This window comes from Streptococcus suis, assembly GCF_046032115.1.
In the GTDB taxonomy this organism is placed as follows: domain Bacteria; phylum Bacillota; class Bacilli; order Lactobacillales; family Streptococcaceae; genus Streptococcus; species Streptococcus suis_AJ.
The window spans coordinates 1-21767 of record NZ_JARQOZ010000006.1; the positions used below are offsets into that span (position 1 = coordinate 1).

Annotated in this window: 17 protein-coding genes, 2 tRNA genes and 1 pseudogene; 16 read left to right on the forward strand and 4 right to left on the reverse strand. The window is 41.8% G+C overall.

From position 1 onward, the window contains the following. Positions 1 to 80: 80 nt before the first annotated feature. The 3 genes from P7J36_RS03190 to recG all read left to right on the forward strand — a co-directional run bounded on the left by P7J36_RS03190 (position 81) and on the right by recG (position 2383). Positions 81 to 153: transfer RNA gene (locus P7J36_RS03190), tRNA-Asn, on the forward strand. 22 nt (positions 154 to 175) lie between these two features. Continuing rightward, a tRNA-Glu gene (locus P7J36_RS03195) sits at positions 176 to 247 on the forward strand. A gap of 117 nt (positions 248 to 364) precedes the next feature. Then, positions 365 to 2383 (forward strand): ATP-dependent DNA helicase RecG, encoded by a 2019-nt coding sequence (gene recG / locus P7J36_RS03200; RefSeq protein ID WP_408551164.1) that lies wholly within the window; start codon positions 365 to 367, stop codon positions 2381 to 2383. Between the two features lie 63 nt (positions 2384 to 2446). Here recG and P7J36_RS03205 read toward each other — a convergent pair whose 3' ends face one another. Further along, positions 2447 to 3406, reverse strand: a complete 960-nt coding sequence (locus tag P7J36_RS03205; protein WP_024407233.1) for an asparaginase — start codon at positions 3404 to 3406, stop codon at positions 2447 to 2449. A 69-nt stretch (positions 3407 to 3475) separates the two neighbouring features. Here P7J36_RS03205 and P7J36_RS03210 point away from each other — a divergent pair. Further along, positions 3476 to 4841: pseudogene (locus P7J36_RS03210) on the forward strand (Cof-type HAD-IIB family hydrolase). A gap of 15 nt (positions 4842 to 4856) precedes the next feature. On the opposite strand, the gene P7J36_RS03215 reads toward P7J36_RS03210, so the two are convergent. After that, positions 4857 to 5309, reverse strand: a complete 453-nt coding sequence (locus P7J36_RS03215; RefSeq protein WP_024380030.1) for a universal stress protein — start codon at positions 5307 to 5309, stop codon at positions 4857 to 4859. A 154-nt stretch (positions 5310 to 5463) separates the two neighbouring features. On the opposite strand from P7J36_RS03215, the gene P7J36_RS03220 reads away from it, so the two are divergent. From P7J36_RS03220 to gatB, 8 genes are all read left to right on the forward strand, one after another. Next, positions 5464 to 6678, forward strand: a complete 1215-nt coding sequence (locus P7J36_RS03220; RefSeq protein ID WP_105201845.1) for a pyridoxal phosphate-dependent aminotransferase — start codon at positions 5464 to 5466, stop codon at positions 6676 to 6678. A 151-nt stretch (positions 6679 to 6829) separates the two neighbouring features. Continuing rightward, positions 6830 to 7618, forward strand: coding sequence for a GTP-sensing pleiotropic transcriptional regulator CodY (gene codY / locus P7J36_RS03225; protein WP_029186848.1), 789 nt, complete (start codon positions 6830 to 6832; stop codon positions 7616 to 7618). Position 7619: 1 nt separating this feature from the next. Then, on the forward strand, positions 7620 to 8171 hold the full coding sequence (locus P7J36_RS03230) for a cysteine hydrolase family protein (RefSeq protein ID WP_029189114.1): 552 nt from the start codon (positions 7620 to 7622) through the stop codon (positions 8169 to 8171). A 415-nt stretch (positions 8172 to 8586) separates the two neighbouring features. Further along, positions 8587 to 8934, forward strand: a complete 348-nt coding sequence (rplS, locus tag P7J36_RS03235; RefSeq protein ID WP_011921928.1) for a 50S ribosomal protein L19 — start codon at positions 8587 to 8589, stop codon at positions 8932 to 8934. A 187-nt stretch (positions 8935 to 9121) separates the two neighbouring features. After that, positions 9122 to 9796, forward strand: a complete 675-nt coding sequence (locus P7J36_RS03240; RefSeq protein WP_012774968.1) for a hydrolase — start codon at positions 9122 to 9124, stop codon at positions 9794 to 9796. Between the two features lie 217 nt (positions 9797 to 10013). Then, the gene (gene gatC / locus P7J36_RS03245) at positions 10014 to 10316 is read left to right on the forward strand and encodes an Asp-tRNA(Asn)/Glu-tRNA(Gln) amidotransferase subunit GatC (protein ID WP_011921930.1); all 303 of its coding nucleotides are present in this window, start codon (positions 10014 to 10016) and stop codon (positions 10314 to 10316) included. Beyond that, positions 10316 to 11782 carry an Asp-tRNA(Asn)/Glu-tRNA(Gln) amidotransferase subunit GatA gene (gene gatA, locus P7J36_RS03250; RefSeq protein ID WP_398581992.1) on the forward strand — a complete coding sequence of 489 codons (1467 nt, stop codon included), beginning with the start codon at positions 10316 to 10318 and terminating at the stop codon, positions 11780 to 11782. Before gatC ends, gatA begins: the two co-directional genes overlap by 1 nt. Further along, positions 11782 to 13221 (forward strand): Asp-tRNA(Asn)/Glu-tRNA(Gln) amidotransferase subunit GatB, encoded by a 1440-nt coding sequence (gatB, locus tag P7J36_RS03255; RefSeq protein ID WP_408551163.1) that lies wholly within the window; start codon positions 11782 to 11784, stop codon positions 13219 to 13221. The genes gatA and gatB overlap by 1 nt, the downstream gene beginning before the upstream one ends. 35 nt (positions 13222 to 13256) lie before the next feature. Here gatB and P7J36_RS03260 read toward each other — a convergent pair whose 3' ends face one another. Continuing rightward, the gene (locus tag P7J36_RS03260) at positions 13257 to 13595 is read right to left on the reverse strand and encodes a helix-turn-helix domain-containing protein (protein WP_408551162.1); all 339 of its coding nucleotides are present in this window, start codon (positions 13593 to 13595) and stop codon (positions 13257 to 13259) included. A gap of 217 nt (positions 13596 to 13812) precedes the next feature. Here P7J36_RS03260 and P7J36_RS03265 point away from each other — a divergent pair, with 217 nt between their 5' ends. Together P7J36_RS03265 and P7J36_RS03270 are read left to right on the forward strand one after the other, a co-directional pair. Then, complete coding sequence (locus P7J36_RS03265) at positions 13813 to 16419, forward strand: SEC10/PgrA surface exclusion domain-containing protein (protein ID WP_408551161.1); 2607 nt, start codon at positions 13813 to 13815, stop codon at positions 16417 to 16419. A gap of 224 nt (positions 16420 to 16643) precedes the next feature. Next, the gene (locus tag P7J36_RS03270; protein WP_408551160.1) at positions 16644 to 17687 is read left to right on the forward strand and encodes a hypothetical protein; all 1044 of its coding nucleotides are present in this window, start codon (positions 16644 to 16646) and stop codon (positions 17685 to 17687) included. Positions 17688 to 17739: 52 nt separating this feature from the next. On the opposite strand, the gene P7J36_RS03275 is transcribed toward P7J36_RS03270, so the two are convergent. Continuing rightward, a complete protein-coding gene (locus P7J36_RS03275; protein WP_408551159.1) occupies positions 17740 to 18738 on the reverse strand; it encodes a LacI family DNA-binding transcriptional regulator in 999 nt (332 codons plus the stop codon). 132 nt (positions 18739 to 18870) lie between these two features. Here P7J36_RS03275 and P7J36_RS03280 point away from each other — a divergent pair, with 132 nt between their 5' ends. Both P7J36_RS03280 and galT read left to right on the forward strand, forming a co-directional pair. Beyond that, a complete protein-coding gene (locus tag P7J36_RS03280) occupies positions 18871 to 20034 on the forward strand; it encodes a galactokinase (RefSeq protein ID WP_408551158.1) in 1164 nt (387 codons plus the stop codon). Positions 20035 to 20155: 121 nt separating this feature from the next. Further along, the gene (gene galT / locus P7J36_RS03285) at positions 20156 to 21637 is read left to right on the forward strand and encodes a UDP-glucose--hexose-1-phosphate uridylyltransferase (protein ID WP_408551157.1); all 1482 of its coding nucleotides are present in this window, start codon (positions 20156 to 20158) and stop codon (positions 21635 to 21637) included. The last annotated feature ends 130 nt before the right edge of the window (positions 21638 to 21767 follow it).

A 21767-nucleotide genomic window follows, 5' to 3' on the forward strand; every position in this document is an offset into this window, starting at 1 on the left:
CGAACACAGCAGTTAAGCCCTAGAACGCCTGAAGTAGTTGGGGGTTGCCCCCTGTTAGATACGGTAGTCGCTTAGCATATTCCGCCATAGCTCAGTTGGTAGAGCGCATGACTGTTAATCATGATGTCACAGGTTCGAGCCCTGTTGGCGGAGTAAAGAGAAATCTTTAGTATATGGTCCGTTGGTCAAGGGGTTAAGACACCGCCTTTTCACGGCGGTAACACGGGTTCGAATCCCGTACGGACTATATTGGGAGGCTGCTTAGGTCTCTTTTTTTGTTTTTTGAGGTGAATGGGCTTTTATTTGGCTCCTTTTTCTTTTCTTGTTGCTTTGTCTATTCATTGTTTGTTGATATAATAGAGACATGAAAAGATTATGTGATGAATTATCGGTTTTGCCAGGGATTGGTCCAAAATCGGCTGAAAAATTTTTAAAAATTAACATTCAGAATATTAATGATTTGCTGACTTACTATCCATTTAGATATGAAGATTTTGAGAGTAAGTCTATTTATGATTTGCAGGATGGTGAGAAGGCAGTGGTAGTTGGGGAGGTGGTATCTCCAGCTAATGTACAGTATTATGGTTACAAAAGAAATAGACTCCGTTTTTCAATGAAACAGGGTGAGGTTGTCTTAGCAGTTTCGTTTTTTAATCAGCCTTATTTAGCAGATAAGATTGTTTTGGGGCAGGATATTGCAGTTTGGGGAAAGTGGGATAAGGCTAAGGCAAGTTTGACAGGAATGAAAGTTTTGGCTCAAGTATCAGATGAGCTGCAACCTGTCTATCATGTGGCGCAGGGGATTTCGCAAGTAAATTTGGTTAAGGCTATAAAAACAGCTATTGATCAGGGATATTTGCATTTATTAGAGGAGAATTTACCATCAGTTTTACGAGAGCGCTATCGGTTAATGAATCGCCGTGAGGCGGTTTTTGCGATGCATTTTCCGACAAATTTAGAAGAGTATAGACAAGCTTTGCGACGCATTAAGTTTGAGGAATTATTTTATTTTCAATTACAGTTGCAACTGCTGAAAGCCAACAATCGTGATATTTCGAATGGTTTGAAGATTGCCTATGATGCTGATAGATTGGCTATGCAAATAAGACAATTGCCGTTTGTCTTAACGGATGCTCAGTCTGGGGCTTTAGCTGAAATACTATCAGATATGAAGTCCTATGGGCACATGAATCGTTTGTTACAAGGGGATGTTGGTTCAGGGAAGACAGTAGTTGCTGGATTGGCTATGTTTGCTGCTGTGACTGCGGGGATGCAGGCTGCAATTATGGTCCCGACAGAAATTTTGGCTGAGCAACACTTTGAGAGTTTGCGCCAGCTTTTTCCAGAACTTTCTATTGCTCTTTTGGCGGGGGGGATGAAGGTTGCGGAGCGTCGTACTGCTTTGGAGGCGATTTCTAGTGGTCAAGTAGACATCATTGTAGGAACTCACGCTCTTATCCAGGAAAGTGTGACGTACCATAAGCTTGGTTTGGTTGTGACGGATGAGCAACATCGTTTTGGTGTTAAACAACGCCGTCTGTTTCGTGAGAAGGGTAATAATCCGGATGTGCTTATGATGACTGCTACACCTATTCCTCGGACGTTAGCCATTACAGCTTTTGGAGATATGGATGTATCGGTTATTAATCAGTTACCTGCTGGTCGGAAGCCAATTATCACTCGCTGGGTCAAACACCAACAGCTGCCCACGGTCTTAGATTGGCTGGAGCGGGAGTTAGAAGTGGGTGCCCAGGTTTATTTTATCTCTCCGCTGATAGAAGAATCTGAGGCTCTAGATTTAAAGAATGCTGTAGATCTGCAATCTGATTTACAGGCGCATTTTGGAGAGCAAGTTACAGTGGATTTGTTACACGGTAAGATGAAAAATGACGAGAAAGATGCCATCATGCAGGCTTTTAAGGAGCGAAAAACGAATATTTTGGTTTCTACCACTGTTATTGAAGTCGGAGTCAATGTGCCCAATGCAACGGTGATGGTTATTATGGATGCAGATCGTTTTGGTTTAAGCCAATTACATCAGTTGAGAGGGCGTGTAGGACGTGGTCATAAGCAGTCTTATGCAGTGTTAGTTGCTAATCCTAGAACAGAGTCTGGTAAGGAACGCATGAAAATTATGACAGAGACGACAGATGGTTTTATTTTGGCTGAAGCTGACTTGAAAATGCGTGGGTCTGGAGAAATATTTGGAACTCGTCAATCAGGTTTGCCAGAATTTCAGGTTGCAAATATTATCGAGGACTATCCAATTTTAGAGGAAGCAAGACGAGTTGCTAGTCAGATTGTTAGTGTGGAAAATTGGCAGGAGGACCCTAATTGGTCGATTTTACTTGCTAATTTGAAAGATAGAGAGGAGTTGGATTAGTCATATAAAAAAGGCCAACACATGTGTGTTGGTCTTTTGACATATTGTATAGTTCGTCAGCGATTAACCTTGGATGTAATCTGCCAAGCTTTGCTCTTCCAAGCCTGCATTGAGAGCGATAAGGAGTTTGAGTCGGGCTTTTTGAGCATTCAATTCTTTAACAAATAGAATGCCGTCTTGTTCCAGTTGGATGCCACCTCCTTGGTAGGCATAGACAGGCTCAGCAATTCCGTTAAAACAGCGAGATACCAGAATAATGGGTATCTTTTGATCAAGAAGTTTCTTAATGGCTGGAAGGATGGTAGGCGGAAGATTTCCGGCGCCGAGTGCTTCAATGACTAAACCGGAAATTGAGCTTGCAGTGAGAGAATCAAGGAGGATGGAGTCCATATCTGCATAAGCTTTTATGATTGGGACCGTTCCTGTGACTGTTGACAAGTCAAATCGAACACGTGGTTCAGCAGTTTTAAAATAGAGAATCTCTCGTTTGGTGACTAAGCCCAGTGGTCCATGGGTTGGTGTTTGAAAGGTTGAGACATTGGTGGTATGCGTTTTTGTAACATATTTAGCAGCATGAATTTCATCGTTCATGACCACTAGAACACCTTTATCTGCGGATTTATCATCAGCAGCCACACGTAGGGCTGTTCGGTAGTTATAAATCCCGTCGCTACCTAGTTCATTTGAGGAACGCATGGCTCCGGTCAATACAATTGGTTTTTCTGGAATAGCCATTGTATCAAGGAAATAGGCAGTTTCTTCTAAAGTGTCTGTGCCATGTGTAATGACAAAACCATCGAAGTTCATTTGTTCTTCTTTGATTTTTTGGTATAGAGCCATCATGTGTTCTAAGCGAATGTGCGGACTTGGAACATTGAGAAAATCCAAGGATGTCACTTGAATTTCTTCTAGTGGGCTATCAATTTGGGTCATTGGATTGATTTTACTAGATGCAACTTCACCCTGATGATTGGCTTGCATAGAAATGGTTCCACCTGTATGCAATACTAGAATTTTTTTCATAAATTTTCAGTTTCTTTCAAAGTGTGATATACTAATTGTAACATAATTCTTAGAAAGTAGGTGAGTTGGTTGACGATAAAGGCTGTATTTTTCGATATTGATGGTACCTTATTGACCGACAATCGTATGGTTAGTAGTTCAACTATTCTCGCCATTAATGCTTTGAAAGAGAAGGGAATTTTAGTTGGTCTAGCTACAGGACGTGATCCTCGTTTTGTTTTGCAGTATATGGCTAGTTTAGGGCTAGATTTGGCCATTGCCTATAACGGTCAATATATTTTTTCAAGAGAAGAAGTTATTTATAGTCAGAGTTTAGAGCCAAAGCAAATTGAACAAATTATGGAGTATGCGCAAACTCACCATAAGGATTTATCTTTTGGAACTGCTAAAGGCATATTTGGTAGTAAGATTATGAGTGCTGGAACAGGAAATTTTGCATATCGTGTGACGCGTATGATTCCGGAGTCCTGGGCTGGAATCATAAACTTTATTTTCAATCGCTTGGTACGTTGGATTAGTCCTCAACAGGAAACGAATTTGAAGGGTTTTCTCTTTCAACCAATCTATCAGCTGATGTTGCTGACGACGGAAAGGGAGACACAATCATTGGAGGTGCTCTTTCCGAATTTGTCTTTTACGCGTTCGAGTCCCTATGCGACGGATATTATCAGTAAGGGAAATTCAAAATTATCGGGTATTGTAAAGGTTGCAGAACGATATGGTTTTGAGTTAGATGAAGTTATGGTATTCGGAGATTCTAATAATGATTTTGAAATGTTGAATGAAATTCAGCACTCGGTAGCGATGGGAAATGGGACGAAAAAGGTTAAACAAGCAGCTTCCTTTGTTACAGATACAAATAATCGTGATGGGATTTATAAGGCATTAATTCATTTTGGTGTGATTGAGGGATAAGATGTTTCAGAGCAAGGACGATAATTTTAATAGGGTAAAGGATTTTCATTTTTTAATGGATGGTGAAACCCAAGAACTTCCCAGTGTGTATGATGGACAGACGGCTTTGCATCGTGCTGGTTTTAAAGTGGAGGAGTTGGTAGAATTTCTACATGCAGCTTCAGAATCTGAAGTTGAGTTTCATGATTTTATTCAACAACTTCATCAGGATTTAGATACTGCTGCTGTTAAGGTATCTGGCAAGAGAAGTTTCGGGGTTTCGATGCGAGATCAGGTAGATGCTTTGCTGGATATTCTTTATTTTACATATGGTTCGTTTGTTTTGATGGGGGTTGATCCAGAACCAATTTTTCAGATAGTCCATACTGCAAATATGGGGAAAACATTTCCAGATGGGAAGGCCCATTTTGATCCAATTACTCATAAAATTTTAAAACCTGATGATTGGGAAGAACGGTTTGCGCCGGAGGAAAAGATTCAGGAAGAGCTGAAAAGACAGATGAAAAGACTTGATTCGTAAATCAAGTCTTTTGGTTTATAAACTTTTTTCTCCATCGCGAACAATGAGTAAATCAATAGTTGCGTGGCGCATGATATATTCGGATGAGGATCCGATTAGGAGACGTTCAAAGGCGTTTAGACCAGTTGCTCCAAGTAACATAAGATCCGCACCGGTTTCCTTTGGAATATCGATAGCCAGTAGGTTTTTTGGGTTACCAAATTCAATGCGAATCTGTACATCGGTCAGACCGGCGTTGAGGGCTTCTTGTTTGTATTCTTCGAGGAGGAGCTCCGCCTCTCTTTCTAAAGATTCATAGACAGAGGCGTCAAATGCAACAACATTGTGGAGAGCACGGGTATCAATCACATGGGCGATAATCAGACGTGCTTGGTTGCGTAGTGCGACATGAATAGCTTTATGAAGAGCTAATTCTGCTCCTTTAGATCCGTCTACAGCGACGAGTATTGTTTTGTAAGATTGTGTCATAATAATCACTCCTTTCAGAAGAGCTTTGTCCCGAAATAGGTAGAGTAGTTCCTTACATTTTTATTATAAGCCTTTTGAGAGAAAATGTAAAGGATTCTTGTACTTTTTTTGCTTTTACAGTACAATAGAAAAGATAGAAAGTCGAGGTGACGACATGAAGCAATTTAACAAGTCAACAAAATTGGATGATGTAGCATATGATATTCGTGGGCCTGTTTTGGAAGAGGCCATGCGCATGCGTGCCAATGGAGAGCAGATTTTACGTTTGAATACGGGAAATCCGGCTGAATTTGGTTTTACTGCTCCAGATGAAGTTATTCGTGACTTGATTCATAACGCCCGTAAATCAGAGGGATACTCGAACAGTAAGGGAATTTTTTCTGCACGTAAGGCTATCATGCAGTATTGTCAGCTAAAGAAATTTCCAAATGTTGATATTGAAGATATTTATCTTGGAAACGGCGTGAGTGAGCTGATTGTTATGTCTATGCAAGGTTTGCTAGATAATGGTGATGAGGTGTTGGTGCCAATGCCAGACTATCCTCTCTGGACTGCTGCAGTTAGTTTGGCTGGTGGTAAAGCTGTTCACTATGTTTGTGATGAAGCAGCTGAATGGTATCCAGATTTGGCAGACATGGAGTCCAAGGTGACTTCTCGAACCAAGGCAATTGTCCTTATCAATCCAAATAATCCAACTGGTGCTCTCTATCCGAAAGAAATTTTAGAAGGAATCATTGATATTGCTCGTAGACATGAATTGATTATTTTCTCTGATGAGATTTATGATCGTATGGTCTTTGACGGAGCTGTTCATATCCCTATTGCGACACTGGCTCCAGATTTATTTGTTGTGACGATGAATGGACTGTCTAAATCACATCGTATTTGTGGTTTCCGAGTAGGTTGGATGGTCTTATCTGGTCCGAAAAAGCATGTAAAAGGTTACATTGAAGGCTTGAATATGTTGTCCAATATGCGTTTGTGTTCAAACGTTTTGGCTCAACAGGTTGTTCAAACTTCTTTGGGAGGTTACCAATCGGTTGATGAACTCTTGATGCCTGGCGGACGCTTATATGAACAAAGGGAGTTCATTACCAAGGCGATTAATGATATTCCGGGACTTTCTGCTGTAAAACCTAAGGCTGGTCTGTATGTCTTCCCAAAAATTGATCGTGAGATGTACAGAGTTGATGATGATGAACAATTTGTATTGGATTTCCTCAAGCAAGAAAAAGTACTTTTGGTCCATGGTCGAGGTTTTAACTGGAAGGATCCAGATCATTTCCGTATTGTGTATTTACCACGTGTGGATGAGTTGGCAGAAATTCAAGAAAAAATGTCACGATTCTTGCAGCAATATCGTAGATAATGGAATTTTGGGTTGAATGTTAATCAGCCTTTTCTTTTTACTTGAATGAAATTGTTTGAATTTTTCTGATAACGGTAAATATTCTGATAATTGTTGAAATTTTATGTATTTTTTGCTATACTGAAAGCAATTACAGAGTAAAGAGGAAAATATGATAACATTATTAGAGAAGACACGGAATATTACTTCTATTTTGAAGCGTTCCGAAGAGCAGTTGGCGGAAGAATTGCCATACAATGCCATCGCGGAGCACTTGTCTGACATTATTGATTGTAATTCTTGTATTATCAATAGTGAGGGTGAGATTTTAGGCTATCACATGAACTATAAGACCAATAATGACAGGGTTGAAGAGTTCTACATTAACAAACAATATCCAGAGGAGTATGTAAAGGCAGTTGCGCAGGTCTACGATACTCAGGTTAACTTGCCTGTGGAGAGTGAGTTGACAGCTATTCCTGTGGAGTCACGGGCAGCTTATCCTAATGGTTTGACAACGATTGCGCCTATCCATGTGACGGGGATTCGTTTTGGTTCCCTCATTATTTGGCGGAATGATGAGCAGTTTCACGATGATGATTTGATTTTGGTTGAGATTGCGGCAACAGTAGTTGGTATTCAGTTACTTAATTTCCAACGGGAAGAAGACGAGAAGAATATACGTCGTCGTGCGGCAGTTAATATGGCGGTAAATACGCTATCTTATTCAGAAATGAAGGCGGTTGTAGCTATTTTGGGTGAATTGGATGGCAATGAGGGGCAATTGACTGCTTCTGTGATTGCAGATCGTATCGGTATTACACGCTCGGTGATTGTGAATGCACTGCGTAAGTTGGAGAGTGCAGGAATTATTGAAAGTCGTTCTTTGGGAATGAAGGGGACTTATTTGAAAGTTCTCATCCCAGCTATTTTTGATGAAATTAAGAAACGTGACTACTAACATGACAAAAGCATTGATTTCGATTGATTATACAATAGATTTTGTGGCAGACGAAGGAAAGTTGACTGCTGGAAAATCAGCTCAGGCTATTTCTGAACGAATTGCTCAGGTTACGCAAGAAGCTTTTGAAAATGGAGACTATATTTTCTTTGCGATTGATGGTCATGAGGAGGGGGATGAATTTCATCCTGAAGCTCAGCTTTTCCCAAGTCATAATATCATTGGGACGCAAGGGCGTGACTTATATGGTCCTTTAGCAGATTTTTATCAAAAACATACAGGGCATGCGCGTGTTCGTTGGATGGATAAACGCCATTATTCTGCTTTTTCTGGAACGGATTTGGATGTTCGATTAAGAGAACGTGGTGTAGATACGGTTGTCTTGACGGGTGTTTTGTCTGATATTTGTGTTCTTCATACAGCTATTGATGCTTATAATAAGGGGTATCGTATTGAGGTGGTCTCATCAGCCATTGCTGCATTGACGGAGGAGAATCATCAGTTTGCTCTCAATCATTTGCGTCATGTACTTGGTGCGACAATCATTGACTAATAGTATAGTGACCAGTCTGTGGACTGGTTTTTCGTTTTTCTCAAGCAGGAATCTGTATCATTAACACTCTTCGAAAATCAAACTCAGCCCTTGTTGACTTAGCTTAATGAACTTCAGTTCCCTCTACAACTACGTCGTCAGTCTGATTCTGATATAGTCATTTAGTTTTTCTTTTATTACTTCGTTAACTCGCTTTGCCGTACTCCAGTACTGTCTGCAGCTCGTTGCCTAGTACTAAAAGTAAACTAAAAGACTATAAAAGAAGCGGTGTGATTGACCATGATAAATTTATCAAAATGCTTTACATAGGTGATTACTTGGTGTATAATATAGTCTGTGTGTAATGGACGCACAAAAATACAGTTTATCCGCTGGGTTTAAAAGCACCTAAGATTGACAAAGATAGGAGAATAAAATGAATCCATTGATCCAAAGTTTGACAGAAGGTCAACTTCGTACTGACATCCCTTCATTCCGTCCTGGTGACACTGTGCGTGTTCACGCTAAGGTTGTCGAAGGTAATCGCGAACGTATCCAGATTTTCGAGGGTGTTGTTATCTCTCGTAAAGGTCAAGGCATCTCAGAAATGTACACTGTACGTAAAATCTCTGGTGGTGTAGGTGTTGAACGTACATTCCCAATCCACACTCCACGTGTTGATAAGATTGAAGTAGTACGTTACGGTAAAGTACGTCGTGCTAAATTGTACTACCTACGTGCATTGCAAGGTAAAGCAGCACGTATCAAAGAAATCCGTCGTTAAGATAGTCCTACAGACTATTTTGGTCGGAGAAATGGGAGGCAGCGAAAGCTGTCTCTTTTTTTAAAAAAATCTGTTGAAACAGTACTTTATTGTGAAAGCAGTGGTAAAATGGATTGTTTTTGTGTATCTTCCATGAAATAATATGTTATACTATATATTATTGTAGCTAGTATAGAGGAGGTTGCGGATGAGCGAACAGTTTATTCCATCTGTTTTATCAGATTTACGGCAGGATATTGTTCAGATGCCAGAAGTTATCAAGGAATGTAGTGGAATTCGTATTTATGGTCGTCGCATTCGTTCAGTCTTATTTACAACGGATGTGTCTATTATTGCCAATCACAATGCAGATGCTATTTTGGCTGTTTATCCATTTACGCCCAGTCCAGCTATTATCAAAAGTATTATGTTGGTTGCGTCAGTTCCAGTCTTGGCTGGTGTTGGTGGAGGCTTGACGACAGGTATGCGTTCAGCTAATATGAGTCTATTGTCTGAGTCGGAGGGAGCATACGCTGTTGTGGTAAATGGACCAACGGATGTAAAAACAATTGAGGCAATCAATAAAGTAGTGGATATTCCTATCATTTATACAGTTGTTTCTGAAAAGTCTGATTTAACCTCACGGATTAAAGCAGGAGTAGATATTTTAAATGTTTCTTGCGGTATGGAAACGCCAAGGGTTGTGAAGAAGATTCGAGAAGCTTTCCCTGATTTTCCAATTATTGCGACTGGTGGTCCGACTGAGGACTCTATTCGTCGGGTTATCGAAGCTGGAGCCAATGCTGTCTCCTATACAGCACCAAGTAATGGGGAGCTTTTTAAAGGGAAAATGGAAAAATACCGCAAACATGCAAAGGATTAGCTCATAAAAAAGATAGGCTAAGTAAACAGTAAGTTTTATTGCTAGGTGAAACTTGCTGTTTTTTATCGTTTTACGGTGTGAGATTAGGAATACTTCGCAATTTAAAGAACGGATTTTTAGGAGGAAATTGGTAACATATTAGGTCATTTCTACCTTTGTCTGGGGCTGGAAATATGGTATAATAAGAAGATAGATTTCCATTAGGAGGAAAGTAAGAATGAAGATTTCTGAAGCTGAAGTCCGTCACGTTGCCAAGCTGTCTAAGCTGGAATTTTCGGATCAAGAAACAGCGGAATTTGCGACAAGTTTGAGCAAGATTGTCGATATGGTTGAATTGCTCAATGAAGTGGATACGACAGGTGTTGCGGTAACGACCACTATGGCTGACCGTAAGAATGTCTTGCGAGCAGATATTGCCCAAAAAGGTGAGAGCCGTGAAGAGCTCTTTAAAAATGTGCCTGAATCACAAGATAACTTTATCAAGGTACCAGCTATTCTAGACGGGGGAGGAGATGCCTAATGACTTTTAACAATAAAACCATCGATGAATTGCATGACCTCCTTGTCAAAAAGGAGATTTCTGCGGTTGAGTTGACCAAGGCAACTTTGGAAGACATTAAGAGCCGTGAGGGAGCAGTGGATGCTTTCTTGACTATCACAGAAGATGCGGCTTTGGCTCAGGCAGCTGCCCTTGATGAAAAGGGGATTGATGTGGACAATGTCATGGCGGGGATTCCTTTGGCGGTTAAGGACAATATCTCAACCAAGGGAATATTGACCACAGCAGCGTCAAAAATGCTCTACAATTATGAGCCAATTTTTGATGCAACCTCTATTGCCCAAGCTTATGCAAAGGATATGATTGTTGTTGGTAAGACCAACATGGATGAGTTTGCAATGGGTGGTTCGAATGAGAACTCTGCCTTCAAACCGACTAAAAATGCTTGGGACCAGACAAAAGTTCCTGGTGGTTCATCAGGTGGTTCGGCAGCAACAGTTGCTGCTGGTCAGGTCCGTTTGTCACTCGGTTCTGACACAGGTGGTTCCATTCGTCAACCAGCAGCCTTTAATGGTATCGTCGGTATGAAGCCGACCTATGGAACGGTGTCCCGTTTTGGTTTGATTGCCTTTGGTTCATCTCTTGACCAGATTGGTCCCTTTTCACAGACAGTTAAGGAAAACGCCCAGTTGCTCAATGTTATCTCTGGTCATGATGTCAAGGATGCAACATCAACAATCAATGAAATTGCTGACTTCACTAGCAAGATTGGTCAGGACATCAAGGGTATGAAGATTGCTCTGCCAAAAGAATACATGGGAGAAGGGATCGATCCGCAGGTCAAGGAAACCATTCTCAAGGCTGCTAAGCATTTGGAAAGTTTGGGGGCGATTATCGAGGAAGTCAGCCTGCCACATTCTAAGTATGGGGTTGCCGTTTACTACATCATTGCTTCATCAGAAGCTTCTTCTAACTTGCAACGTTTTGACGGTATCCGTTATGGTTTCCGTGCAGAAGATGCGACCAACTTGGATGAAATTTACGTGAAAACCCGTAGCCAAGGTTTTGGTGAGGAAGTCAAACGTCGTATTATGTTAGGTACATTTAGCTTGTCATCAGGTTACTACGATGCCTACTTCAAGAAGGCTGGTCAGGTCCGGACCTTGATTATCCAGGATTTTGAAAAAGTCTTTGCGGACTATGACTTGATTTTGGGGCCGACAGCTCCGACCGTTGCCTTTGGTTTGGACACGCTCAACCATGACCCTGTGGCCATGTACTTGGCGGACTTGTTAACAATTCCTGTAAACTTGGCAGGTCTCCCTGGTATTTCCATTCCTGCTGGTTTTGTGGAAGGTTTGCCAGTCGGTTTGCAGTTGATTGGTCCAAAATACTCAGAAGAGACCATTTACCAAGTGGCTGCTGCCTTTGAAGCGACAACAGACTACCACAAGCAACAACCAGTGATTTTTGGAGGTGCTAACTAATGAACTTTGAAACGATTATTGGTCTAGAAGTCCATGTGGAGTTGAATACCAACTCGAAAATTTTCTCACCTTCATCTGCTCATTTTGGTGAGGATCCAAATGCTAATACCAACGTGATTGACTGGTCTTTCCCAGGTGTCCTTCCTGTCCTTAATAAGGGTGTTGTGGATGCGGGAATCAAGGCTGCCTTGGCCTTGAACATGGACATTCACAAGGACATGCACTTTGACCGTAAGAACTATTTCTATCCTGATAACCCTAAAGCCTATCAGATTTCCCAGTTTGACGAGCCGATTGGCTACAATGGTTGGATTGAGATCGAGCTAGAAGACGGTACGACTAAGAAAATCCGTATCGAGCGTGCCCACTTGGAAGAGGATGCAGGTAAGAATACCCACGGGACAGACGGCTATTCTTATGTGGACCTCAACCGTCAGGGTGTGCCCTTGATTGAGATTGTATCAGAAGCAGATATGCGTTCGCCTGAAGAGGCCTATGCCTATTTGACAGCTCTCAAGGAAATCATCCAATACACTGGTATTTCAGATGTGAAGATGGAAGAGGGTTCTATGCGCGTGGATGCCAACATCTCCCTTCGTCCCTATGGTCAAGAAAAATTTGGTACCAAGACTGAGTTGAAAAACCTCAACTCCTTCAACTATGTTCGTAAGGGCTTGCAGCACGAGGTAGAACGTCAGGCAAAAATCTTGCGTTCAGGTGGTCAAATCCAACAGGAAACTCGTCGTTACGATGAATCTACTGGTGAAACCATTCTCATGCGTGTCAAGGAAGGTTCAGCTGACTACCGTTACTTCCCAGAGCCAGACCTACCGCTCTACGAGATTGATGATAGCTGGATTGAGGAAGTGCGTGCAGAATTACCAGTCTTTCCAAAGGCTCGCCGTGCTCACTATGTGGAGAACTTGGGCTTGACCGCCTATGATGCTGGTCAGTTAACGTCTACCAAGGCCTTGTCTGACTTCTTTGAAGTAGCAGTGGCAGCAGGTGGCGATGCCAAACAAGTTTCTAACTGGTTGCAGGGTGAAGTGGCTCAGTTCCTCAATGCTGAAGGTAAGACTATTGAGCAAATTGCTTTGACACCTGAAAACTTGGTGGAGATGATTGCCTTGATTGCGGATGGAACTATTTCATCTAAGATTGCCAAGAAAGTCTTTGTTCACCTGGCCAAAGAAGGTGGCTCTGCTAAGGCCTACGTTGAGAAAGCTGGTTTGGTACAGATTTCAGACCCTGCGGTCTTGATTCCGATTATCCACCAAGTTTTTGCGGATAACGAAGCAGCCGTAGCTGACTTCAAGTCAGGCAAACGCAATGCCGATAAGGCCTTTACAGGCTTCTTGATGAAAGCAACCAAGGGACAAGCTAATCCACAAGTTGCACAACAACTCTTGGCTCAGGAATTGGCTAAGTTGTTGGATTAAAATGAATAGAAGAAAACCGCTAGGATGTTTGTATCTTAGCGGTTATTTATATTGGATAATAATGTATTTAAAGCTGAAATAATATCATGTCGTTTCTCAGAGGGCAATTGTTCTATTTGTTTAAGAACATTATCAACTTCTTTATCTTGTGTTGGGAATTCAAAGTTAAAAAATGTTTTTTCATCTATCTCTAGAGCATTAATGATTTTACTTAGGGTTTGGATTTGAAAATTATATTTACCATTTTCAATATTGTGAACATGTTTCGAACCAAGATCTGCGAGTTCAGAAAGCTTTTCCTGACTTAACCTTTTTTGAAGTCTTAAGTACCGTATTCTTTTAGCAATAAATGTTTGTAGTTTGTCTTGTTCCATATTTTACACCTTTTCTTACTATTGTAAAGAGAAAAGGAACAAATAATAAGTAGGTTATATTGCACCTCAAAAATAGCAAAAGTGTTGAAGATTGCACTAAAAAATGTTAGAATAGTATAACAAGCAAGCTAAAATACTTGATGGATTGCTTGTTAATACTGCCTATATCAAGGTTTGATTTCACAGTCAAGCCTATCCTAATAATAAGGAGATATCCATGAACAAGAAAACACTCAAAACTCTAGCAACAGGTGCTGCTATCACCCTTGCAACCGTTGGTGTGTCTAACGTATCAGCAGATACACAATATGGTATTCAATTGAACCGTGTTACTGGTGAATGGCAAACTGTCAATCATGCTACAGGCGAAATTGTAAAATCTGTACCAAATGAAACTTACTCTTCTTATGAAGAAGCTGAAGCATCATTGCTGGCATCAACTGTTGAAACACCAGTTGCAAATGAAACACCAGCAACAGAAACTAATACTGTTGAAGCACCAAAAACTGCTGCTGAAGTTCAATCAGAAGTGGATGCACAACAAGCTGTTGTTGACGCTACTGCTACTGAAGCAGGTCAAGCTCAAGCTGAAGTAGACACAACTAACCAAGAAGTGTCTAACGCACAATCTGCTGTTGATACTGCAACCCAAGCTGTAACTGACGCAGAAGCAAACGCTGCTAAAGCAACACCAGAAAACATTGCAGCAAACCAAGCTGACCAAACAGCTAACCTTGCTGACCAAACAGCAAACGCTGCTGAAACAGACCAAGTCAATGCTGAAATCGCATCACAAACACAAGCTGTTGCCGATGCACAAACAGCTGTTGATACAGCCCAAGCAGAAAAAGACCAAGCGGATGCTACTGTAGCGTCTAAACAAGCTGATGTCAAAGCAGCACAAGATGCTCTTTCTGGTACTGGTCTTGCAGAGGCTCAAGCAAACCTTGACCAAGCTACCCTTGACGTCAAAACAGCACAAGACAATGTTACAACTGCTACTACAGCCGTTGATACAGCTAAAAAGGCAGACGCAGACCGTCAAACTAAGATTGATACAGCCACAACGGATGTTGCAGTCAAAACAGACGCTGTCGACACAGCAAAAGCAAAATTGACTACTGCACAAGATACTGTTAAAACAACAACTGACGCAGTAACTAAGACTACTGATGCTGTCAAATCAGCAACAGACGCTCTTGCAAGTGTGGATACTGTTACAATCACAGACTTGACTCAATTCAAAGCTGATAAAGCGTCAGGCGACTCAGACTTTATGACTGATTCTGGTGCTGATGTAATCCAAACATCAACTGTATCAATCGGTAAAAACAGCAAAACAGTAATTGTTGATATTGATAATCTTACAAATGAACAAAAGGTTTCAGCTTCACAATTATACGTACAAGGCTTGACTCAAATTCGTCAAGGTTTAAATGGATTAACATCAACCGCTGTAACACAAGCTGCAATTGATTTAGCACAATTACGTGCCGACCAATATGAATCTCGTGGAACAAGCCCATTGACAGATGGACATATTGGAGCTGGTGTTGAAAACCTAATCCGTTTAGGTTCAAAATCAACCATTCAAACCGAATATGATTTGAAACGTGCAGTATACGATGCTCTCATAAACACATCATTTGCAGATGCACCATCAAACTGGGGTCACTTGCAAGCAAACTTGAATTTTGCAAATAACATTGGTATTGCTATTGCAAATATCAATAGTGATTATTGGTTGGTCGTAGCATTCACAAACGAAGGCACCCCAATCACTAACCCAAATGACCCAGCAACACTTCAAGCAACACTCACTCAAGCTCAAGCAGCTCTTGCAGCGGCCCAAACTGCATCTGATGAAGCTAAAGCTAAGTTGACCCAAGCAAGTTCAGATTACGCTACCGCACTTGAAGCTAAAACACAGGCAGAGAAAACCCTTGCTGATGCTGCTGCTACACCGCTTCAAACACAGGTAGCAGAAAATAACTTGCGTCTTGCAACCATTGCACTTCAAAACGCTGAAACACGCAAAGCAGACGCTCAAAAAGCTGTTGACAACTTCTCAGCAAATCTTGCTGAAAAGAAAGTAGCTCTTGATACTGCTAAAGCTGAACTTGCTACAGCACAAGCTACTGCAACTGCAAAAGCTGAAGCTCTTAAAACAGCTCAAGCTAACCTTGCAAGCCAACAAGCAACCCTTGATAGCTTGAACAAAGAACGTGCTGCACTCCTTGCAGAAAAAGACCGCTTGGTTAAAGAAGCAAAAGAACTTGCTGAAGAATTGAACGGTTACTTGAATGCTCCTGCAATTCTTGCTGACGCACAAACAACTCTCACAGCAAAACAAGCTACTCTTACTGAAGCAAAAGCTAAAGCTGAAACAGCTCAAGCTAAACTTGAAACGGTTACTGCTAAACTTGCTGAAGAAAAAGCTAAATTGACAGAACTTCAAGCTGAATACGCAACAGTTAAAGACCTTGAAGACAAAGCAAAAGACAACATTATTGCTACTCTTCCAGACGGAACAGTTGTTGCAGTACCAAAAACAGCACCAACTGTTGACGCAAAACCAGCTGTCGATGTTAACTTGGTTAAAGATGCCGTTGCAAAAGGTCAAGATGTGAAAGTTGTTGACGGTAAGGTTGTGGTGGCGAACCCACAAGCAGGTGTAACCGTCACACCACAAGGGATTACTTACTCACGTGTAGAACGTGCTAAAACCTTACCAAATACAGGGGAACAAACAAGCCTGTTGGCACTCGCAGGTGTGGCAGTATTATCTGGTCTTGCAGTTACAAAAAGAAAACGTAGAGGGTAAGTGATGAATATTGTTCATAAACTATTGTCATTTCTCTGGAAATTTACGAAGCTATCCTTTATAGCTATAGGAATTTTGATGGGATACATTTCTAAAGCAACAGGTAGAGTATGGAAAGAGACTGCAAAGCCAAGTCAAATAAGATACAAATGGTGGTGGGAAGAATAAAGTATTTGTTGCTTTATTTTTCCTTATATAGGAAAAAAACAGAAAGAATGTAAGATATGGAAGAAAGAGCACAATTATTGAATAATCTCTATACGATACGTCAGGGGCTGACCTTTATCTATGAAAAAGAGATCGCTTTGACGAAGCTTGAAAATGCTAAAAGAAAAGCAGAGCTTATTCAAGAAGAACTAGCGGATTCATTCGGAGATGGAACAAAACCTGTATCGGAAAGACTGTTGAAGTGGTCATTCTATGCAGTGTTGATGGGAGCAATTGGAAATATTGCAAAATTCTTGTTTTTAGGTCTTTGGGGGGCAGGTAATGTTAGAGAACTGTTTTGGTATTTAGTCGCAAGTGCCGTTCTCGTTTTTCTAATCCAAAAAAAGATGCGTCAGCATAAAGGCGCATGGATAGGAATTGGAATTTTTATATCACTTTTCATTGTATTAACAACACCGTTGAATATTATACATGTAGCAGTTAAATCTTTTATGAGTGTTGATATTCTTGTAGCAATTGTATTTGGCATCATATCAGTAGTTGTAGTAGCTGTTTCTTTGATTTTAGGAAATCTTTTCTATCCAAGATGGGTTAGTTTTATTAATCAGCTGATTGATGAAGAAAATCGTAAGCGTATTGAAGACAATGAAATGAGGGTGGAAGAGTACAAGCGCCAAATTGAACGAAATGAAGAGATAGCACGGGAGAAAGAACAGTGTAAACTTGAACAAAATCAAGCTGCGCAAGTATTGTCAATGTTTGGGCAGGGTTGGTATCCTAAAGATTATTATTTTATGGATGCGGTTGATTTCTTTATTGCTTCCCTAGAAAACTTTAAGGCAGATAATATCAAAGAACTAGTCAATCTCTACGATGATACACAGTATAAAGCGACCCAATTAGCTTACCAAGAAGAAATGCTACGATTGCAACAAGAGCAGTTTATTAACAGTAAGAAGATGGTTGAACTTCTTCGCTATAATAACTACATGCAGGCAATACAGATTGGTCAATTGGAAGCTATTCGCATCAATACCGCTGAAGCAGCTTCTTACCTCAAAAATTTAAGAGTTCAAGAGGTTCATAATCATTATTATTGAGAATGTAAAAAATCTTCTTACTCAAAAGTAGGAAGATTTTCTTATACCTTGATTAGTAAGAACTCTCCCGTATAACCAGCTGGGTACCTAGTTTAATCTTACGGGGGTGGTGGGGAGTTGGACTTGTTATGATACGGTCCAGCAGCTGCATGGCTTCCTGGCCCATTTCTTCGGTGAAGACGCTGATAGAAGACAGGGATGGGTAGACTTGGCGCGTGATAGCTGTGTCGTTGAAGGTGATGAGTTGAACCCGTTCTGGCACGGCGATTTGCTGTTCTTGAAGGGCTCGAAGGGCACCGACAGCCAGAGTATCGTTTGCCATGAAGAAGGCTGGGGGCAGTTGGTCGCCCAGGTCGGAAATAGCCTGGCTCATTAGCACATAGCCAGATTGAGTAGAGAATTTCCCTTGATAGATATAACTTTCTTGGAGCATGCCCAAGGTTTCTAGATAGGTCCGAAAGGCAGTCAGGCGGGGGTCTGTTGGCAGTTGGTGTCCGTCTGTGGTTTCTTCCTGGCCGACTAGAAGTCCAATATCAGTCAGACCTTGTGAATGGAAGTGGTCGATAACTGTCTGGACAGAGTGTTCAAAATCAGTCGTGACACAGGAGAATCCCTCGGTTAGTGTATCAGAGTCCACAAAAATCAGCTTGGAAGACAGGCTAGCCAGCTCTGCTATTTGCCCAGAAGAAAATTTGCCAACTGCGATGATGCCGTCCAATCCTTGAAGCAGGGGATTGGTCAAGTCGTTGAAGGAGCGAATGATTTGATAGCCCAGAAGGCTGGCGGTCTGCTCGATGCTGGCCCGGATGGAATAGTAGTAGAGGTCGGCTAGCTCCTCACTTTCGGTGTACCATTGGACAATGCCGACGGTGCCTTTTTGTTGGGGGGCTTGTTTCTTGAGGTGCTTGGTGTAGCCCAAGTCTTGAGCCAAACTTAAGATTTTTTGTCGGGTTTCTGGGCTGACGGATAGGGTCATGTCTCCCTTGAGAACTCTTGAAATGGTTGCGGGGGATAGGTCTGCTTTTTTGGCAATTTCTTTGATAGTAACCATGTTTTTCTCCTGTCTATTTGTTTCTAGTATAGCACAAAACACAAAATTAGTAAATTTTTAGTAAATATATTGACTTTTTAAAATTTGAGTTGTACAATAAAAGAAAACGATTACAAAATCTAGGAGGTTCCTATGAACACAGAACAACTCAAACAGGCCTTTCTCGATGTGTTTGGTCAAGAGGCAGATGCAACTTTTTTCTCACCTGGTCGGATTAACCTGATAGGTGAGCACACGGACTACAATGGCGGTCATGTTTTTCCTGCGGCTATTACCTTGGGTACCTACGGTGCTGCTCGCAAACGTGACGACCAGCTTCTACGTTTTTATTCCGCAAACTTTGAAGAAGTTGGTGTGATCGAAGTGGATTTGAACAATCTGGTCTTTGATAAGGCGGACAACTGGACCAACTATGCCAAAGGTGTTCTTAAATTCTTGCAAGAAGCAGGACATAGCATCGATACAGGGATGGAAGTCTTTGTTTACGGGAACATTCCAAATGGTTCTGGTTTGTCATCGTCAGCTTCTCTGGAACTCTTGATTGGGATTATCGCAGAAGAGTTGTACGGACTTGAATTGACGCGTCTTGATTTGGTGAAGATTGGCAAGCAAACTGAAAATCACTTTATCGGTGTCAATTCTGGAATCATGGACCAGTTTGCTATCGGTATGGGAGCAGACCAGCGTGCCATTTATTTGGATACCAATAGCTTGGAGTATGAATTGGTGCCCCTTGACTTGGGTGACCATGTGATTGTCATCATGAACACCAACAAACGTCGTGAATTGGCAGATTCTAAGTACAATGAGCGTCGTGCGGAATGTGAAAAAGCGGTGGAAGAATTGAATGCAGTCTTGAATATTCAAACTCTGGGAGAATTGGATGAGTGGACTTTTGATCAATATAGTTATTTGATTAAGGATGAGAACCGTATCAAGCGAGCCCGCCATGCTGTTCTTGAAAACCAACGGACCTTGCAGGCGCGTAAGGCCTTGGAAGAAGGAGATTTGGCAACCTTTGGTCGTTTGGTCAATGCTTCTCATGTTTCCTTGGAACATGATTATGAAGTGACAGGTTTGGAATTGGATACCTTGGCTCACACAGCTTGGGAGCAAGAAGGCGTTCTCGGTGCTCGGATGACAGGAGCTGGTTTCGGTGGCTGTGGTATTGCCATTGTCCATAAGGATAAGGTTGATGCCTTTACTGAAAATGTTGGTAAGACCTATACTGAGGTGGTCGGCTATGAACCAAGCTTTTATGTAGCTGAGATTGCTGGAGGCTCTCGCGTCTTATAGTCTTTCATTTTATCTTTTATTACTGCGTTAACTCACTTTGCCGTACTTCAGTACTGCCTGCAGTTCGTTGCCTTATACTAAAAGTAAACTGAAAGACTATTATTAATAATAGATTGGAGAAATGATGACAGGATTGGTGGATCGTTTTGTTGAGCAGATCATTGCCAACAGTAGTTTTGAGGAAATGGATGCCCTTTACCTGCGCAATCGGGTCTTGGCTTTGGTGGGGGACCAGGTTTTAACAGTTCAAACAGAGTTAGAGGACTTGATTGAATTAAAAGATGAACTATTGGCTTATGGAGTTCGAACTGGTTTTGTGGGTGAATTGCTGGAAGAGCAGGACATGGTTGGGGCTTGTTTGATGGATTTGATGACACCGAGTCCGAGTCAGGTCAATCGTGATTTTTGGCAGACCTATCAGGATAGTCCAGAGCAAGCGATTGAGGACTTTTATGAATTGAGCAAGCGCAATGACTATATCAAGATGGCTGCAATTGCGAAAAATATCTATTATCCAGTTTCGACAGAATATGGGGATTTGGAAATCACAATCAATCTGTCCAAACCTGAGAAAGATCCCAAGTCTATTGCAGCTGCTACGAAAGCTGAAGCAAGTAATTATCCCAAATGTCTACTCTGTATGGAAAATGAGGGCTATCAGGGTCGGATTAACCATCCAGCACGCGCTAACCACCGCATTATTCGCTTGGATCTTGGTCAGGAAAAGTGGGGCTTCCAGTATTCGCCCTATGCTTACTACAATGAACATGCTATTTTCCTAAATCAGGAACATGTGCCGATGGTTATTAGTCCGCGAACATTTGAGCAGCTCTTGGACTTGTTGGATTTGTTGCCAGGCTATTTTGTCGGTTCCAACTCCGACCTACCAATCTCGGGTGGCTCCATCTTGACCCACAATCATTATCAGGGGGGGCGGCACAGTTTTGCCATGGAAAAGGCACCGATAGAAGGCCAGCTGGTCTTCGACGGCTTTGAGTCCGTTTCGGCTGGCATTGTCAAGTGGCCTATGTCGGTGATTCGCTTGAGTTCAGCAGATAAGCCATCGCTTCTTGGTTTAGCGACTAAGATTTTGGAAAAATGGCGGAGCTACTCAGATGATAGCGTTCAGATTAAGGCTGAGACGGATGGAACTCCCCATCATACAATCACCCCGATTGCTCGGAAACGAGGGGACTTGTACGAGCTGGATTTGGTTCTCCGCGATAATCAAACCTCGGAAGAATTTCCAGATGGTATCTACCATCCACATCCAGACGTCCAACATATCAAGAAAGAAAATATCGGCTTGATTGAGGTCATGGGCTTGGCGATTTTGCCTCCACGCTTAAAAGCAGAATTAGCAGAAGTCAAGAAATACCTACTGGGGCAAGCTAGTCAGGTGGCAGTTTATCATCAGCCTTGGGCAGACAGGTTAAAAGCAGAACATCCAGTTGTGACAGAAGTGACGGCTGAAGAGGTCATTCGAGCCTCCGTCGGACAAATCTTTGCCCGCGTCTTGGAAGATGCAGGTGTCTACAAACGAACACCGGAAGGGCAGGCAGCCTTTATGCGATTTGTAGAGTTTGTGGGTCTCAAAAAATAATGATAGCAAGGAGTGGGAGTGGGACAGAACTCGACCAACCTAAAAAGAGTTCCCCTCACTTCCAAACAGTAGGTTCAGGCTAAAATAGTCCACTGGACTATTTTACTCCCACCCCCGCACAGCTCCAACA